Raw genomic sequence first — 18,098 nt, forward strand, 5'->3', positions numbered from 1 at the left:
CACACAATCTACAAAGCCTTTTCCACTGGGGAATCGGCTTAAAGCTTAATTAAAGAATGTTGCTCACTATACTACCATAGTATGTCCTAGTAACCGGCTTGTACCAATTTCCTTGGCAAGTCCCGTTTTTTATATCATGACACAGAGGCCCCGCCAAAGTCCATTCTTTTATAAATAAACTTCAAAAGTAAACCGCAACCAATAAGGTAGCGGTTTACACCATGCTATTATAGAATCTGTCCCTTAAATATGCAGCAAATTGTTCAATTATCGCTTAATGTTTACAAGCTCCTGAAGCATTTCATCTGTGACAGAAATAATTCTTGTGTTAGCCTGGAAGCCCCTCTGGGTTGTAATCATTTCAGAAAACTCTTTCGCCAAGTCAACATTTGACATTTCCAAGCCGTAGCTTATAATTTTCCCCGTTGTTCCTTCACCGGGCTTGAATGGCAAAACGATACCGGTGTTTTCACGTACTTGGTAGTAAGGGCCTTGGGTTTTTTCCAAAGCATTTGGATTTGGTACGTTTGCCAGACCAATCATACCAACTGAAATGCTTTTTCCAGCAGAATCATTCCCAATGATCTCCCCTGTTTTAGAGATGCTAACACTATTCAGCTTCAATGGTATACCATCTGCATCTACGGGCACTCTAATTGACTGAAGGCGGCCTACTTCGATGACTCCATCTTTATACCCAAATCCATATACTACGTTTCCACTGCCATCACATAAATAACCGTCCCCATCAAAAGTGAAGTTACCTACTCTGGATAAGGTAACCTTGCTCATTTCCTTAGACACAACTGCATCGTCATCTGAAAGTTCAATCTCCACGCCTTTAGGCCCTACCATAAAAAATCCCTGTCCGTCAATCATACAATCCATTGCACTATCTGTTGGTGCATAAGCCCCATTGGAAAACATCAGGTCAATGGTTCCTACCTGAGACCCATAACCAATTTGAGAGGGGTTGGAACCAGCAAAAACATCACTACCATCGCTTGAAGAAGCCGTGGTCTGATAAATAGATTCCTTAAAAGTTACCCTTCCTGCTTTATATCCAAACGTATTTACGTTGGCAATGTTGTTACCGATAACGTCCATTTTCTGCTGGTGTGCACGAAGGCCTGCAATTCCCGAAAACATAGATTTTACCATAATTGATATACTCCCTTCAAATACTTCAATAAAGATTATTCATTCCGCTCAATTTAGCTGCATTTTTAAACTTTTCCGGTGCCACCGGTAGAACCACTTCCATCATCGCCACCATCGCCACCGTTGCCACCATCACCTTCTTCAGGTTCTGGCAGTTTTCCAACGGCCATAATTTGAGATAATCTGTAGCTTTTTCCATCTATAAAAACAACCTGCTCCCCAGCATACACGCCAGTAGCTGTAACAGCTCCATAAACTTCCTTTATGTTTCCGTCGCTGTCTACATCGCCAACGGTTACTTCCTTTCCAACCAAGGACGCTGCATAAGAAACAACAGAAACATTGGTAATTTCGCTTATCGCCTGAATGGTAGACATCATTGTTAACTGATTCATAAACTCACTCTGGTCCATAGGGCTTGTCATATCTTGGTTTTGCAACTGCGCCGCCATAAGCTTAAAGAAATCATCCATTTCTAAGTAGCCTTTTCCCTTGGGCTTTGAATCCAGTTTTTGCGTGCTTTCAGAAGCCTTTGCACTTTTATTGGGAATGCTTGTCATAATGTTATTACCAAAAACCGCCATTTCACACCTCCGCTCCTTCTATGCTTTCAATACCTAAGCGCAACCTTTGAACAAAATCTAAGTCAGGTTGTTCTTGGTTCTTCTTTTTACTTTGGGAATCTTCTTGATAGTGACCATTGTTTCCTCTACCATCAAAATTCTCACTGTTTGTATTTTGACCATCTGCTTTGTCATGGGTCAAATTCACGTTTACATCCTGCATCAAGCTGGATTGCACTACCTTAGACAAAGAATCCATATTTGTTGCCAGCAATGCTTTTGTGGCTTCATTGCTGCAAGTCAATGAGACGGCGATTTTACCTTTATTAATAAAGAATTCCACATCAATTTCACCCAAATCTTTAGGATTTAATGTAATGTTGACTTTCTGCACCTCATTATTAACTTTCTCAACAATCATATTTCCGATTTCTTCGGCAACCTGCTTCCACGTATTATTTAAAGAAGGTTCTCCCACTTTAACTGTAATCATATTTTCATTAGCCCCATTGGCTTGCATTAACTTGAGTTGTGCTGTTGTAACAGAACTGTTCTCCATGCCTTCCGTTTCCAATGGCACCATACTTGCTTTACTCTCATTACCTGTGGATATCTCTTGCTTGGACTGCGTTGTTCCATTTTGCTGACTTTCTAAGGGATGTCCGGTTGCCTCTTGTTTTGCCATTACAACGGGCTTTGTTACGCTTTCCCCTTCCACAAGCGTCTGGGGAACATTTACGAGAGGAGCCTTCTGACTCTCCTGCGCTTCAGCAGCTCCTTTTGCAACGGGTACCCCCTGCATCAAATCAGCACTTGGTGTTGTATTAGTCGCCACTGCCTCTGGCTTGGCTATACCCTTTTGTTCATTCACAAAAGGAGTGCCCTCTATTTGCCCTTCTGCAGAAAGGGTCACCACTTTTTTAAGCTGGACAGCGTCGATAACCCCTGAGGGATTGACCAGTAACGTTGCCAAACCGTTGGTATTTACACCCTCGTCCTTGGACTCAACTGTGTCCTCCCCCTGCGTATTCGGTACTTTTAAATCCTCTGGACTCTTATCTTCTTTGCCTACCTGCTTGTCTTTTTTAGGCGATGTAGATGTATTAGAGGATACATTTTTAATCATGTCTTTAAAGTTATCCTCTGGCTTGTTGTTTTTCGCCTTCGTTTCTACCTTACTGCTATCAGGAATACTCCTGTTAATTGAAACAGAACAAGTATTCAAGCACCCACCTCCTTATGATCATTGGTCATAAATCTTAATCATCAATAATAGTCATCCTTAACCATCAACAATAGTCATCCTTAACCATCGCAACTTCACGCTTCATATTTCTAACTGACAAGTATTCGTTGACCTTTCAAAGGGTTAGAAATTTCTTTCATTTCCCTATTTCTTTACCCTAAAATTACTTTCTGGTTACAAAAACCCATATTTACGATAACCGCTATTTAATAATAATCACGATTTATAAATAATATATTAAATTAAGTGCATAAATTCGTCATAATGTGGTATTTTATGCTAATAATATATACATACTAGCATAATGCCCCTTAATTTTCAATAGAAAGCCATTCTAATTATTAAATAAGTTTCAAATAATTCCTCGCCTTTTTATACCTATCTTGCTCACCAAGATTTATTACTTTTTCAGCTTCAAAAAAGTAACCCTAGCCCAACTCCATATAGTGAAAAAAGAGCATTTTTTAACAAAAAATGCTCTTTTTTGTAACCAACGCTTTATTATCTATTTTTAACCCTAAAAGTGGTTTTTCTCTCGTATAACTGCCCTGCTTTTAGCAGTGGGGAAGGAAAATGATTTATGTTGGGCGAATTGGGAAAACCTTGTGTTTCAAAGCAAATTCCGCTTCTTTTGGGATAAAAAACCCCTTCTTTCCCCTTAGCTTTCACCGTAAGATAATTGGCCGTATACATCTGTACCGCCGGCTGATCAGAAAAAACTTCCATTGTTATTCCTGACTGTAGGCCTTTTGCCTTTAAAAACCGTCGGAACCCATTCCCTGTAACAATCCAATTATGATCATACCCATTTCCCAACACAATCTGGTCATAGTTTTCGTTTATTCTCCTTAGCAGAAGTTGGGGATGCATGAAATCCATAGGAGAATGCATAACTATGCGTATATTCCCTGTTGGCAATGAATTTTCATCGTTCTCCGTAAATCTATCGGCAAAAATTTGTAACTCATGTTCCTCTAAGGAGCCATAAGCATGTCCATTTAAATTAAAGTAACTATGATTTGTAAGATTAATTACAGTATCCTGATCGGATTTTGCTTTATATTGAATAGACAAAGCATCTTCCTCGTCTAAGGAATAGATTACTTCTGTCTCTAATGTCCCTGGGTAACCTTCCTCTCCATTGGGACTGGTATAATAAAGATGAAGAGAATCTTCAGTCACTTCAGACCTCCAGACTTTTCGATGAAACCCGTCCAATCCACCATGCAAATGGTTTGGACCATTATTCTTGACCAGCGTATAAGTTTTACCCTCTATTTGAAAAGTCCCATTCCCAATTCGGTTTGCAAATCTACCTACTATGGCACCCATATAAGCGTCTTGGCTTTCATAATCCTCCACCCGATCAAATCCTAAAACCATATCTATCCCTTGAAATACAAAGGATTGAATACTTCCGCCTAAAGTAATAATTGTAACTACCGTACCTTTTTTATTTTCCAGCGTATACTTATCAACTTCCTTTTCGTCCTTGGTATACCCAAATAAGTTTTTCCTTATCACTGATTATACCACCCTTCCACCACAGCTTTCAACAAAACGAAGAAAGAATTTTCGCCCCTGTGCTGTAGTTTTAAATACTCCAGCGTCTTCCAGTACACGGGCAAACACCAAGCCGATTTCATTCTGTAAAATAAAGTCTATATTTTCTGAGGTAAGGTTATGGTATTTCTTATTAATCTCCTCTGCCCATGGCCCATGAATTCTAATTCTTCCATCCAAGTGTATATCTGCTTTTTTCAACAAAATTTCTTTTAGAATTTCCATTTCCTTTAATAGGCGGGCAGGTAATACTGCCAATCCCATTACCTCAATCAAGCCGATATTTTCTTTCTTGATATGATGAAGATTCTCATGGGGATGATACACTCCCAAAGGATGTTCCTTCGTTGTAATGTTGTTTCGCAAAACCAAATCCAGCTCATACTTGTCAAGGCACTTTCTTGCAATCGGCGTAATGGTGTTATGGGGTTCGCTATTGGTCTTTGCAAAAATAAATGCCTCCTCATCCGTATACCCACGCCAGCTTTCAAGAATTCTAACAGCCAGTTCAACGACGCTACCCACATTTTCACTTCTCAAGCGAATCACCGACATAGGCCATTTTACAATGCCCCCTTCCACATCTGAAAAACCTTGAAAATCAATGTTCTTTTCAATCACTGCGCTTGCCATGGCAAAGGTATATTTCCCCCCTTGAAAATGATCATGGGAAAGGATAGACCCTCCTACAATGGGTAAATCTGCATTTGATCCAACAAAGTAATGGGGCAAAAAACCTATAAAATCGAACATCTTTTTAAAAGTATCCCTATCTATTTTCATGGGAAGATGCTCACCGCTCAATACGATGCAATGCTCATTGTAATATACATATGGGGAATATTGAAAAAACCAGGGGTTTCCCCCCATTTCTATGGGTATCATTCTATGGTTTTGTCTGGCAGGATGGTTCACCCTGCCACTGTAACCCTCATTTTCCTTACATAACATGCATTTTGGATACCCCGTGGGCGGTGTATTTTTTGCTGCTGCGATAGCTTTCGGGTCTTTTTCTGGCTTAGAAAGGTTTATGGTAATATCCAAATCTCCGTAGGGTGTCGGAGTTTTCCACCGACAATCCTTTTGAATGCGGTAACGGCGGATATAATCCGTATTCTGGTTAAACTCATAAAACCAATCCGTTGCTTGTTTCGGAGATTCTTTGTAAAAATGAAAAAATTGCTTGATTACCTCCCTTGGAAAGGGTGTTAATATCCCCATTAGTTTGGTATCAAACAAATCCCTATCAACAACATTATCTTCAATCAAGGCTTTTTCCAGGGCATAATCCAACAAGACCTTTAGAATTTTTTCTAAATCTGTATCCCTCTCCCCTTGGGGCTCTTTATATTCTTCCAGCTCTAAGGCTGATAACAGGGCATTGGTCACAAAAACTTGGTCACACCATTGTATCAAGTCTTTCTCCAGACCATATAAAACCAAGTCTCTGATGGCTTTATAAACCATAGTCACCCCCCCTTATTCCTGAAAGCCCTTGGGATGGTGCTTATGCCATTTCCAAGCGGAAGAAATAATCTCTTCCAAGCTGTCATGGGTAGGCCTCCATCCTAAAATTTTCACTGCTTTTTGACTAGAAGCAATCAGCTTGGCAGGATCTCCCCCACGGCGTTCTACTTCTTTTTGAGGGATGGGGTGTCCCGTAACTTTTCTAGCCGTATCTACCACTTCTTTTACAGAAAAGCCAACCCCATTGCCCAAGTTGAAAATATCACTTTTACCGCCCTTTTCTAAATAATCAACAGCCAAAATATGGGCGGTGGCCAAGTCTGTCACATGAATATAATCACGAATACAAGTACCATCTGCCGTGGGGTAGTCGTTGCCGAAAATGCTGATATACTCACTTTGTCCATTCGGCACTTGAAGAATGAGAGGTATCAAATGACTTTCGGGGTTGTGGGCTTCCCCAATTTTTCCACTTTCATGGGCACCGCTTGCATTGAAATATCGCAAAGACACATACCGAATGCCATGAGCCTCTGCCACCCAGTGGAACATTTTTTCCATGGCAAGCTTCGTTTCGCCGTAAGGGTTTGCGGGCTGTGTTCGGTCGTCCTCCATAATCGGCACCTCGTCAGGTTCACCGTAGGTTGCCGCCGTTGAAGAAAACACAATTTTATCCACACCATTTGCCACCATGCATGCTAAAAAATCTCTTGTTTTACAAAGATTATTTTCATAATACTCCAAAGGCCTAGTAACACTTTCCCCTACTAAGGAGTATGCAGCAAAATGAATGACAGAAGAAATTTTTTCTTTTTGAAATACTCCATTTATAAAGTTCTTATCACTAATGTCTCCCTTGTAAAATCTAGCGTTGGGATGAATAGCCGCCGCAAAGCCTGTCTCTAAATTATCAACCACCACAACATCCCGTCCGCCTTCACAAAGGGCGTAAACCGTATGGGAGCCAATATATCCTGCCCCACCTAATATCAAAATTGCCATTTTTCAACCCTCCCTTGTCAATTCAATTCCCCCAGCCATGCGGATGGAAAGCACATGGCAACTGCCTTCCCCCACCATAGCCTCTATACCATTTTTAAACTCCATCAGCATTTCATTTGGAACAAAGGCCTGTACCGTTCCTGCAAAACCACCGCCATGCACACGGAAGGCTCCTCTGCCATCCAGTAAAATATCACAGGCCATCAAAGCATATAAAACCTCCTGATTTTTTACACTGCCCTCTACAGATACATTCTGCAAATACATCAAAGAGGATAACCCCGATTCATTTACAAGGGAAAGAAACCCTAGAAAATCTCCTTGGGCCAAGCGTTTTGCCTCATCTATGGCTCTTTGATTCTCTCTATAGAAATGCAATGCACGAAATACAGCACGATCCCCAACGCTTTTGCGAATGTTCCCTAATTTTGAAATAAACTCCCTAGGGTCTATATCTCTTAAGACTTCTGCTCCCAATTCCTTTGCTACCTGCCCCATTTCCAAGGGGATAGCTGAATATTGATCTGATAAATCAGCATGGTCTGCCCCTGAATCAATAATACAAAGGCTATATCCGGAATTCTTAAATTCAAAGTCCAACTTTTTTACAATAGGAGCCTTGTTATGAAAATCTATGGAAACGATACCACCCACGGCTGAAGCTGTTTGATCCATCAGGCCGCTCATTTTTCCAAAATACTTGTTTTCTGCATATTGTCCAATTGTCGCTATATCTACAGGGGAAATCTTCCCCCCACAAAACAGCTCATTCATTACCGTTCCCAAAAGCACTTCAAAGGCCGCCGAGGAAGAAAGGCCAGAGCCTTTCAATACATTGGACGTAGCATAAAGGTCAAACCCTTCGATGGGATATCCCTTTTCAATCATTTTCGCTGCTATCCCTCGAACCAAAGAAGCCGAGGTGTTTTTTTCTTCTTCTCTCACTGATAAATCTTGAATATTTACCTCAACGGTATGAAAGCCTTCAGAAAAAACACGAATTGCCTTTGTGCCGTTGGGTAACGCCGCCCCTAAAATATCCAAATCCACTGCCGCCGCCAATACACATCCATGCTGATGGTCAGTATGATTGCCACCAATTTCTGTACGACCAGGAGCACTAAAAATTCTTGGCTCTTTGCCATATCTTTTTTGAAAACCTTCTATTACCCCTTGCACTCTATTCTGATAAAAGGCAAGCTCCCTTTCTATATTTGGATACGCACTGCTCATCGCCTTCTCATCTATTGAATAAAATCCCATTTTCTACTCCTCTCCTTAGCGGCTTAAAACTGCAAAAATGATTACCGCTACCAAGGATAATGCTACAACACTGATTATCTTATCCATGGTGCCCAACGAAACATCTATTTTGTCATATAAATTATATTTTGCCTTCGTCATGCATTCTTCTGCCTTTTTTATCATGCTTTCTTTCTCAGCAAGTTCCCTTTCTTTTGCTTCAAGCTCCTGTTGTTTTTCCTCTAATTCCACAGCAGATAAGGCAATTGTATTTCTTTCGTTACTTTTCACAGGCTTCTCCACCTTTCCATTTGCAAAAATCCCTCCGAAAAAATATTCGGAGGGAATCATGAGTTACATGCATCCTCCCTAAAACCAAGAGGAAAATTATTTTTTTGCAATATACTTTCTTACATCAATGGCAACGGCAAGGATGATAATCAAACCCTTGATTACATATTGTAAATAGGCATTCACCCCTAAATAATACAAGCTGTAATTGATTACTTGTAAAATGATAACGCCGATTAAAACCCCAGGGATGGTGCCAACGCCACCGGAGAAAGAAACACCGCCAATAACACAGCCAGAAATAGCATCCAAATCGTAGTTCAAGCCCGTTGATGTGGTAACACTCTGTATACGACCCGCTTCCAAAAATGAAGCGATACCATACAGAACACCTGCAACCAAGTAAACCATCATTATATTTTTTGCTACGTTTACCCCAGAAACCGCCGCGGCTTCTGTGTTGCCACCAATGGCAAACATATTCTTGCCTAAAGTTGTTTTATTCCAAATAATCCACATCACAATGGCACAAAGAATCAAAAACCAAACTAAATTGGGCACACCCCAAAACTTCCCATTCACCAAACTGATATATCTGGGGTCAAGACTGGCAAGGGGCTGTGCACCGTCTTTTTGGCTATCAATATATAAACACAATACACCGTATGCAATTAACTGGGTACCCAAGGAAATAATGAAGGCATGCATATGAAGCTTGGCAACACCAAAACCATTGAGCAAACAAAAAGCCACACAAACCACGATTGATAGTAGCAATGGTAATATCATCGGCAGTGGTTCTGTTATTTGTGGGTACATACGAGAGGCATAGGTTACGCTTTGCAATAAAGATGCAGAAACCGCCGCACCGCAGCCTAGGATACGCCCTGCAGAAAGATCCGTACCTGCAAGTACAATCATGCCCGCAACACCTAAGGCAAGAATGCCCCTTGTAGACGCCTGAGAAAGAATCTTCCACATATTATTCAATGAAAGGAAGGAGCTATCCGCAATTACAACGCCGATAATCATAATACCCAAAATTAAATAAAGGGCGTAATCTAATAAAATCTCACTCCATTTTTTTGTTTTATCCATACTATCTTTCCCTCCCTTTATACATACCGAGCGGCCAAACGCATAATTTCTTCCTGGGTTGCCTCTTGAATTTCCAAAGTGCCAGCCAATTTCCCGTTACTCATTACCATTATTCGGTCGCAAATACCTAAAAGCTCTGGCATTTCAGAGGACACCATCATGACGCTTTTCCCCTCATTGGCAAGGTCAAGGATTAACTGATAAATTTCATACTTTGCACCAACGTCTATACCACGGGTAGGCTCATCCAGAAGTAAAATATCGGGCTTTGTCAAAAGCCAACGACCAAGGATCACCTTTTGTTGATTCCCCCCAGAAAGACTTCGAATATGGGTTCTTTGGCTTGGTGTTTTCACCCGCATGCTATCCACAACCCATTTTGTATCGGTTTTCATCTTTCCATCAGAAAGAAAAAATCCAGCTTGATAGCTTTTCAGATTGGCAATCACCGAGTTAAAGGTAATACTCATTCCTCCAAAAATACCCGTTGCCCGCCGTTCTTCTGTGAGCATAGCAAAGCCATTTTGAATGGCCTCTTTGGGGGTTTTATTGTTGATCAGCCTGCCTTCTTTGGTAATCTCTCCCGTTCCTCTATGGGCAATCCCAAAAATTAATTCCATAAGCTCCGTACGACGACTGCCCACCAGCCCTGCAATGCCTAAAACCTCCCCTTTTCGAAGCTCAAAGCTTACATCCTGACAGCTGGGCATAAATTTCCCTGAAAGGTTCTTGACTTGCATAACCACATCTCCGGGAGTGTTGGTTTTTGGCGGAAACCGTTCCGTCAAGTCACGGCCAACCATCAGTTTAATTATTTTATCTGTTGTCAAGTCTTCGGCGTTCTCCGTTGCAATCCACTTTCCATCTCTCATGATGGTTACTTCATCAGAAATACGAAGGATTTCTTCCATCTTATGGCTAATATAAACCATAGCCACACCTTTATCTCGTAATTTATTAATAATTTCAAAAAGATGCTCTACCTCTTCATGGGTCAAGGATGACGTGGGTTCGTCAAGCACCAGAATTTTCGCATGATAAGATACTGCCTTTGCTATCTCAACCATCTGTCGCTGGGATACGCTCAGCTTACCAATGATTGTTTTCGGATTTACAGGTATATTTAATTCATCAAAAACTTTCTTTGTTTCTTCATACATGGTTTTATGACTGATAATACCAGCAGTTTTTGGGAAACGTCCCAACCAGATATTTTCCATAACGCTTCGTTTTAAAACTTGGTTTAACTCTTGGTGCACCATGGCCACACCATTATCCAACGCATTTTTGGGGCCTGAAAAGTGTATTTTCTCCCCTTCTATTATAATTTCTCCCCCATCCTCTTTATAGATGCCGAATAAGCATTTCATCAGTGTAGACTTGCCAGCGCCATTTTCTCCCATCAAAGCGTGGACGGTGCCTGGACGTAGCTTAAGCATAGCGTGATCCAACGCCTTAACCCCTGGAAATTGTTTTTCTATTCCCGTCATTTCCAAAATATATTTTTCTTGTTTTTCACCCATTGCAGTTTCACCACGCTTTCTTTTATTGCAGAACGCACAGTGGTACCCCCCACTGTGCGTTCTTAATTTAAAGTGTTGTACTGCTCTAGAAAGATTATTGTCCAGTATAAGGTGCGTAAGGAATACGAACTGCCACACCTGATTCGTCAAAAACATAGTCTGTGCCTTCTAAGAAGTCCGCTCCATTTGCTAAGTTCATAGTCACGGCTGCAACGGCATTACCCATAGCAACACCATCCTGAAGAACTGTTGCGCTCATTGTGCCTTGTGAAATGGCTTCTTTTGCAGCATCCGTTGCATCTACACCAATGACAGGGATAAATTTCGCCCCTTGAGCCCCTGTGTTGTAGCCAATGTTGGAAAGTGCGGCAATACAGCCAATTGCCATACCATCGTTATTTGCAATTACCAATTCGATTTTGCCCTCGTTGGCAGCAAGCATTGCTTCCATTGCCTTCTGTGCTGTTTCTGTATCCCAGTTACATACCTGGGTTTCGCCAACCTGTTCCATCTGAATACCATTTGCAACAGCCTGTTCTACACTATACTGTGTACGAGCAATTGCTTCGGGGTTATCGGGTTCCCCTTGGAACATAACATACTGAACTTTGCCATCACCATTTAGGTCATATTCAGGGTGTGCTTCCACCAAGTCTTTGATGATATCCCCCTGCATTTTTCCTGCGTCGGCTGCATTTGTACCGATAAAGCAAGCTTTTTCATAGGATTTAATCACATCGATATCTGGTTCTCTATTGAAAAATACTGTGGGAATGTCCGCCGCTTTGGCTTTTTCAACTACACCACTAGCGGCCTTTGCATCGACCATGTTTACTACAAGTACATCAACGCCTTTTTCAATTAATACATCTAACTGGTCATTCTGAGTAGCTTGGTCAGCTTTACCATCCTGCATGATTACATCCACTTTGCCGTCCAATGCCTCCTGTAACGCATTTCTTACGGTAGAGATGTATGTATCATCATACTTATAAATCAATACACCTACCTTTGGAAGTTCTGCAGAATCTGTTGTACCATCTTCAGAGTCACTGTTGCCACTACCGCAGGCAGCTAAGCCCAGCATCATCACAGATGCCATAAGCAACGCAAAGAATCTTTTTTTCATGTTTTTTATTCCTCCCTTTCGTTTTGTCCTTTTGCATAACAATAACTTCATTCTTCTCGCAAATGAACCACCATCCCATCCATTTGTCGATAGTGTTATTATAACAAAGGGTTTTCAAAGGATACATATAATATTTTTCACACAGTCTTGAATTTTCTTTTATTTTATCGGCGAATATGACAAAAATCGATACTATCTATTCAAATTTATGTTGATAATCGTTAACTATTGTCCAAATGTTTTTTCATGCTCCTGTTCTTTATCATGTATCCTCAAAGAATTCCTTTCTATACATAAAAAAAGCCATCTCAAATTGAGATGGTTGAAAAAAAATTCTTATTTATATACTTACTATACCACGAAATGGTAATTTTTTCAAGTCTTGTATTCATCTCTTAGTTGATGTATTTCTAAATAGAGAGGAGTGATTTTATGAAAGAAAAAAGCATGACCGCCATGGTGAGCGCATTTTCTAGAGCCTACCATACGCAAAACAACAGCCACAAAATTTTTAATGATCCCGTGGCAAAGATTCTTTTAGGTGAGGAAGACTATCAAGAAATCTCAAGGAATATGGCAAACGGTATCCCCTTCTTTTATCCCAGTTTTCAGGGGAGTGAAGAAGAAGCCTTGCGTTGGATTGTGGACAATAAGCTGTCTGCCTCCCCCTTGGGTCGGGCTGCATTTGCCGAAAAGGCTTTACAAGGGGCTTCCCTTCTCGGCACACAGCAGTATATTGTTTTAGCAGCTGGTTTGGATAGCTTTGCCTATCGTCAACCTGATTGGGCAAGAAAACTTCATATTTTTGAACTGGATCATCCTGCTACCGCCAAAGATAAACAAGAACGTTTGGAAAGGGGGGAGGTTGAAATTCCCGATAACATTCGTTATATCCATGTTGATTTTCAGCAAAAGGACTGGATTTCCCCTCTGAGGGAAAATAATTATTTTGATAAAAACAAGATAAGCTTTTGCAGTATGCTCGGTTTGCTTTATTATCTACCTAGAGAAGACTTTGAGACTATGCTTGTCTCCCTTGGTGACCTTTTACCCAAAGGCAGTTCTCTGGTCTTTGATTATCCTAGCAAAGACGAGGAATCCACCCAAACAAACCAATTGCAGCAGTTAGCCCAGGGTGCCAAGGAACCCATGCTTGCCAATTATTCCTATGGTGAAATGGAGCAAATTCTTTGTGATTGCGGCTTTTTAATTTATGAACATTTAGCACCACAAGAAATAACAGTACAATTTTTTTCTGAATATAATACCCATAACCCTAACCATAAAATGAAAGCCGCAGATAACGTGAACTACTGCCTAGCAATTAAAAAATAGAAACAAAATTTTATGGTAGCATTTTCAACACTTTTGTCTATAAAAGACCTTAAGCAATAGAGAATCTATTTGACCGAAAGAAAAAACTGCAGTACAATCATGTTGCAAAGATAAAAACACAGTTCCGGTTGGTAGTCCGGACGCAGCAAAAGCTGTCAGTAACCTGCCTCCTTGGTTGTCCCTTCTTTGTATTTCAAAATAAAGGAGGAACACCATGGAGAAGACTAATTTTATCGTCACTATTTGTTTTGAAGCCCCCTTTTGGGTAGGTATTTATGAACGGGAATATGATGGCCAATATCAGATTTGTAAAATTACATTCGGAGCAGAACCAAAAGATTATGAAGTTTATGAATTCTTACTCAAAAACTTTGGGAGGCTACGATTTAGTCCCTCTACAAAAGCAAATCCGCTTTTAAAGGAGCGAATGAACCCCAAAAGAATGCAACGGCAAATAAAAAAGCAGGTGCAAAATACTGGCGTTGGAACAAAAGCACAACAGGCTCTAAAACTACAACATGAACAAAATAAACTGGAACGAAAAAAGTATACAAAGGAACAAAAAGAGGGGGAAAAGGCCCGTAAATTTCAGTTAAAGCAGAAAAAGCGAAAAGAAAAACACAGAGGTCATTAACCTCTGTATTTTTTTATTGCCCCTATATTCTTTAAAAAAATAGGACTTTTTGTGCCTATAGAAGGACGGCTTTTTTCCTGCATAACATTCAAACCGAAGCATAGAGGATATTGCTCCGCGTTTTTTTCTACTCTAAAACAGGCTAATCCTTTTAATCAGGGGCACCCGTACATAACGCTCTTGTGTTAGTTCCAAATCAGCTTACAGATTTCCCCTTTTTGTGATATTATTGCAAATAAATAATTAGAAAGAAACCTTAGAAACATCTGCTATCTGTTATTTATCTTTCATGTGGCTAAAAACAACACAGAAAAGTTTGACATACCTTACTATTCCATGTAAAATAAACTGTACCGTTTATGCACTCTTAGCTCAGGGGATAGAGCGTTCGGCTCCGGACCGAAAGGCCGCAGGTTCGAATCCTGTAGAGTGCAGTAAAAAAATCCCTAGAAATCAAGGTTTCTAAGGGCTTTTTTCTTTTAATTGAAAAGTTATGTACGTAAGTGTCTGAATGGTGCCTTATTACCCCAAAAGTTCGTAAACAACTAAAATATTTTATTTTAGCAGAATGTTAAAAACCACTGGTTTGAAATACGAACGACTTTAGTCAAAGTACCCTCTAAAAATTATCAATTTCACCACAAATTAAGGCCATAAATAACAACAGGCAGAACAGAAAAAAGCAAGGGCAGTTCATACCCACGCCCTTACTTTCTCTTTTTCCTTTGAGCCTGCTTTCTCAATGTTTTGGAAACGCGGTTACTGAGCACTGATAGTGTCAACAATAGACATTTTTTTAATCCGCTTAACAGGCCCTCTTACCGCAAGGATAACGGAAACAACAATAATGACCATGACGAGGCCAAGTTCCACTAATGGAACGCTCCACGCCATGCCCCAATGAAAAGTGACCATTTTTTGAAATAAAATTTTATTTAGCATGATACCCAAGGCACCTCCGCAGATAAAGCCCACCACAGCATAAGTACAGGCTTCTGCGACAATCATCCTAGTAAGTTGGCCATCGCTCAAACCAATTGCACGGAAAGCGCCGTACTGCTTCATTCGTGCGGAAACGCTCATTGCAATACTGTTTACGATGTTGAATATGGTAATTAATGCGATAACGCACAAAAATCCATAAATAAACAATCCGAAGGAATAAAAGGTTCCCACGGCACTACGGTTTCCCAAGCGACTATCTGAAAAAGTATGTTTTGTGCCTACTGCTTTATGGATTGCATTAACATCTGCATCTGTGGCCTTTTTCGTCAGTTGCACATCAATAACGGTATAATCCCTTTGCTTTGTCAACTGGGTGAAGGTATCTTCAGAGCAGATGATTGTTCCTAAGTCACCCGCCTTATTGTCAAAGGGCGCATCTGAAAGCATTCCCACAATGGTTATCTTTTCTGACTGTCCATGGTAGTCTAACGTCACCACATCTCCAACTTGTACCGTATTCTCGGTGTCATAGACAATTAACCCAGTACTGCTCTCTTTTTGGATACTCTCTAAAGAACCGTCAATGAGATACTTTTGGGCCCATTCAAGCTGATGCTCCTCATAGGAAACCAAATCCACTGCCTCTACCTGTTCCCCGTGGGAGATAGGTATATTATTAGCAAACATACTTCCATAAGCCTTTTTCACTACGGGGTTTTCACGCAGCTCCTCTAAAATTTCCTTGTCAATGGAGCAGCTAGAATCTGCAGAGATGATTGAAATATCCGGCGACCAGGGTTGTATGGGTGTCACTGCATACTTCATAAAATCAACGGTTACAGAAAAGGACAGAAATAATACAATGCTTAGGGAGAATGAACCAACCATTAGAATAAAGTTCTTCTTGCTGGATTTTGCATGGTGTATGCCCAAAGCTGTATCCACCCTGAATACCCTTGTATTCGCCGCCTTTTTCACTGGCTGCAAATTATTTGCATGACCTGATACAGCAGCAAGGGGCGAAACCTTTGAAGCCCGCTTCGCAGGGGAACGTGCGGCGAGAAGAACCGTTAAAATACCTATGAAAACTCCAGCTGCAATACTGGGAAGACTAACATCAAACTTAGGCATTGCACCAAAATAGGCAGGGCTCAGATAACGTAAAAGAAAGCATAAGAACCATATTACAACCACACCTGCCGCCACACCCGAGGGAATGGCGAATTTACACCAGCCCAAGGCCTCTTTATGTACCAGTGCCATGGTCTGCTTTGGCGTTGCACCGATACAACGTATCATGCCAAAAAACTGTGTTCGCTCCGCAATATTGCTGTTTAGACTGCTGGCAATCATGAGTATACCTGCCAACATCACCAGCACAAACAAAACCCCAGCAGTCCCATAGATCTGAAGCATAAAAAGATCTCCACTTTCGCCCATTAACCCCAGCAAAGTTGTGTTTTCCATAACCTGCTTTTCTGGCAAGCCAAACTGGGATTTTATTTGGGTAATAGAGTCTTGTATTTCAGCACTCTTCATAAACTTTATCAGAAGAAGGCGATTATAGTCAGCAGGTTCCCCTGCTTTGGCGCCAAGACGAAAAGAACGGAAGCTTTCTGTGGTTAGAAATATACCATAGGAATCCTCCCGCATGATTTTGGGGGAACTTCTCATAAAGCCAGAAATGGTATACGTAAGGTCTGACCCTTGGGGGGTATGGATCACAATCTCCTCACCCAGCTCAAGGTTCAACATCTCCTTGGTATTTTCTGTGACGATGGCCTCGGTGCTTGTTTTAGGAAACACTCCTTCGATGATGGAATCCACCTGCATTTGAGTGATAAAGCTCTCGTCACTTCCGCCAATAATAACACTTTTATCTGATAGGGTGTATCCCTCATCTCCATTATAATTAAATATATCGTACCACGTAGTGGCCTCCACATCGGGGCGATGGGAAATCAAGCTTGTGCCCTCATCGCTTATCCCGTGGACTCCCACGTGCCACGTCCCCTCATCCTTTTGTATCTGTAACATCTGGCTACGTATAAACATATCAGCCATACCAAAGATAACTGTTACCAGAAATACCGCCAAAATAATACAAAATACAGACATTCTATTTTGCTTCTTGCGGATTTTTGCAGCAATGGAAACAAGATCAAGATAGCTTTTCATTAGCTTTCCCTCCCAAATCCGTAAGCACTCCATCTGTTACACGCAACACACGATCCACCGAAGCCGTTAGGTTATTGTTATGGGTAATCATCAAAATCGTTTGCTGATACTGTCTTGCTGCCCTAGTCAAAAGCTCTATCACATCTTGACTGTTTTTCATATCAAGATTACCCGTAGGCTCATCGGCTAAAATCAATTTGGGTTTTGTAACTAAAGCACGGCCTATGGCCACACGCTGTTGCTGTCCCCCAGATAATTGACTGGGCAAATGATGGCGGCGATTGGTAAGGCCTAATAAGTCCAATATCTCCTCTATGTCAGAAGCCTTAGGCTTTTGGTAATCCAAAAGAAGCGGGAACATTACATTTTGCTCAACGGTTAGCTCTGGCACAAGCTGAAAGGATTGAAACACAAAGCCAATATTACGTCGCCTAAAGATGGTACGTTCCTCCTCTTTCATGGAAAATAAGTTTTGCCCATCCATAAGGATGGTTCCCCAGGTGGGTGCATCTAAGGCACCGATGCAATTGAGCAATGTACTCTTGCCGGAACCAGACTCCCCCACCACTGCTGTAAACTCACCTTTTTCCAAAGAAAAGGACACGCCTTTCAAAGCGTCAACCCTAACCTCTCCTTCACCATAGGTTTTGCATAAATCTTCTACCTTTAATATCTCCATTCTCTTCGTACCTCCTTTCCTAAAAGACTATCAGCTGCAGCT

15 protein-coding genes and 1 tRNA gene are annotated in these 18,098 nt (G+C 41.1%); 3 read left to right on the forward strand and 13 right to left on the reverse strand.

Annotated elements, in window-relative coordinates:
* Window positions 1-267 precede the first annotated feature (267 nt).
* The 11 genes from RBQ60_RS14340 to RBQ60_RS14390 form a co-directional block, all read right to left on the reverse strand.
* Window positions 268-1,161 (reverse strand): flagellar hook-basal body complex protein, encoded by an 894-nt coding sequence (locus RBQ60_RS14340; protein ID WP_307884359.1) that lies wholly within the window; start codon window positions 1,159-1,161, stop codon window positions 268-270.
* Between the two features lie 65 nt (window positions 1,162-1,226).
* A complete protein-coding gene (locus RBQ60_RS14345) occupies window positions 1,227-1,745 on the reverse strand; it encodes a flagellar hook assembly protein FlgD (RefSeq protein ID WP_307884360.1) in 519 nt (172 codons plus the stop codon).
* 1 nt (window position 1,746) lies between these two features.
* Entirely contained in the window at window positions 1,747-2,949 is a 1,203-nt protein-coding gene (locus RBQ60_RS14350) for a flagellar hook-length control protein FliK (RefSeq protein ID WP_307884361.1), read from the reverse strand.
* Between the two features lie 522 nt (window positions 2,950-3,471).
* Complete coding sequence (locus tag RBQ60_RS14355; protein WP_307884362.1) at window positions 3,472-4,494, reverse strand: aldose epimerase family protein; 1,023 nt, start codon at window positions 4,492-4,494, stop codon at window positions 3,472-3,474.
* 3 nt (window positions 4,495-4,497) lie between these two features.
* Complete coding sequence (gene galT / locus RBQ60_RS14360) at window positions 4,498-6,000, reverse strand: UDP-glucose--hexose-1-phosphate uridylyltransferase (RefSeq protein ID WP_307884363.1); 1,503 nt, start codon at window positions 5,998-6,000, stop codon at window positions 4,498-4,500.
* Window positions 6,001-6,012: 12 nt separating this feature from the next.
* Window positions 6,013-7,002: a UDP-glucose 4-epimerase GalE gene (gene galE / locus RBQ60_RS14365; protein ID WP_307884364.1), complete on the reverse strand. Its 990-nt coding sequence runs from the start codon at window positions 7,000-7,002 to the stop codon at window positions 6,013-6,015.
* A 3-nt stretch (window positions 7,003-7,005) separates the two neighbouring features.
* Window positions 7,006-8,265 carry a galactokinase gene (locus RBQ60_RS14370; RefSeq protein WP_307884365.1) on the reverse strand — a complete coding sequence of 420 codons (1,260 nt, stop codon included), beginning with the start codon at window positions 8,263-8,265 and terminating at the stop codon, window positions 7,006-7,008.
* A 15-nt stretch (window positions 8,266-8,280) separates the two neighbouring features.
* Window positions 8,281-8,535 carry a hypothetical protein gene (locus RBQ60_RS14375; protein ID WP_307884366.1) on the reverse strand — a complete coding sequence of 85 codons (255 nt, stop codon included), beginning with the start codon at window positions 8,533-8,535 and terminating at the stop codon, window positions 8,281-8,283.
* Window positions 8,536-8,631: 96 nt separating this feature from the next.
* A complete protein-coding gene (gene mglC, locus RBQ60_RS14380; protein ID WP_307884367.1) occupies window positions 8,632-9,633 on the reverse strand; it encodes a galactose/methyl galactoside ABC transporter permease MglC in 1,002 nt (333 codons plus the stop codon).
* Window positions 9,634-9,650: 17 nt separating this feature from the next.
* A complete protein-coding gene (locus tag RBQ60_RS14385; protein WP_307886022.1) occupies window positions 9,651-11,156 on the reverse strand; it encodes a sugar ABC transporter ATP-binding protein in 1,506 nt (501 codons plus the stop codon).
* Window positions 11,157-11,250: 94 nt separating this feature from the next.
* Complete coding sequence (locus tag RBQ60_RS14390; protein WP_307884368.1) at window positions 11,251-12,285, reverse strand: galactose ABC transporter substrate-binding protein; 1,035 nt, start codon at window positions 12,283-12,285, stop codon at window positions 11,251-11,253.
* Between the two features lie 432 nt (window positions 12,286-12,717).
* On the opposite strand from RBQ60_RS14390, the gene RBQ60_RS14395 reads away from it, so the two are divergent.
* The 3 genes from RBQ60_RS14395 to RBQ60_RS14405 all read left to right on the forward strand — a co-directional run bounded on the left by RBQ60_RS14395 (window position 12,718) and on the right by RBQ60_RS14405 (window position 14,688).
* Complete coding sequence (locus tag RBQ60_RS14395; RefSeq protein ID WP_307884369.1) at window positions 12,718-13,620, forward strand: class I SAM-dependent methyltransferase; 903 nt, start codon at window positions 12,718-12,720, stop codon at window positions 13,618-13,620.
* A gap of 214 nt (window positions 13,621-13,834) precedes the next feature.
* Entirely contained in the window at window positions 13,835-14,254 is a 420-nt protein-coding gene (locus tag RBQ60_RS14400; RefSeq protein ID WP_307884370.1) for a YjdF family protein, read from the forward strand.
* Window positions 14,255-14,615: 361 nt separating this feature from the next.
* Window positions 14,616-14,688 (forward strand) — tRNA-Arg (locus RBQ60_RS14405).
* 325 nt (window positions 14,689-15,013) lie between these two features.
* On the opposite strand, the gene RBQ60_RS14410 is transcribed toward RBQ60_RS14405, so the two are convergent.
* A complete protein-coding gene (locus RBQ60_RS14410; RefSeq protein WP_307884371.1) occupies window positions 15,014-17,377 on the reverse strand; it encodes an ABC transporter permease in 2,364 nt (787 codons plus the stop codon).
* Window positions 17,361-18,056, reverse strand: coding sequence for an ABC transporter ATP-binding protein (locus RBQ60_RS14415; protein WP_307884372.1), 696 nt, complete (start codon window positions 18,054-18,056; stop codon window positions 17,361-17,363). Before RBQ60_RS14415 ends, RBQ60_RS14410 begins: the two co-directional genes overlap by 17 nt.
* Window positions 18,057-18,098 lie beyond the last annotated feature (42 nt).

Origin of the sequence: Anaerotignum sp. MB30-C6, assembly GCF_030908465.1 — a bacterium.
Lineage (GTDB): Bacteria > Bacillota > Clostridia > Lachnospirales > Anaerotignaceae > Chakrabartyella.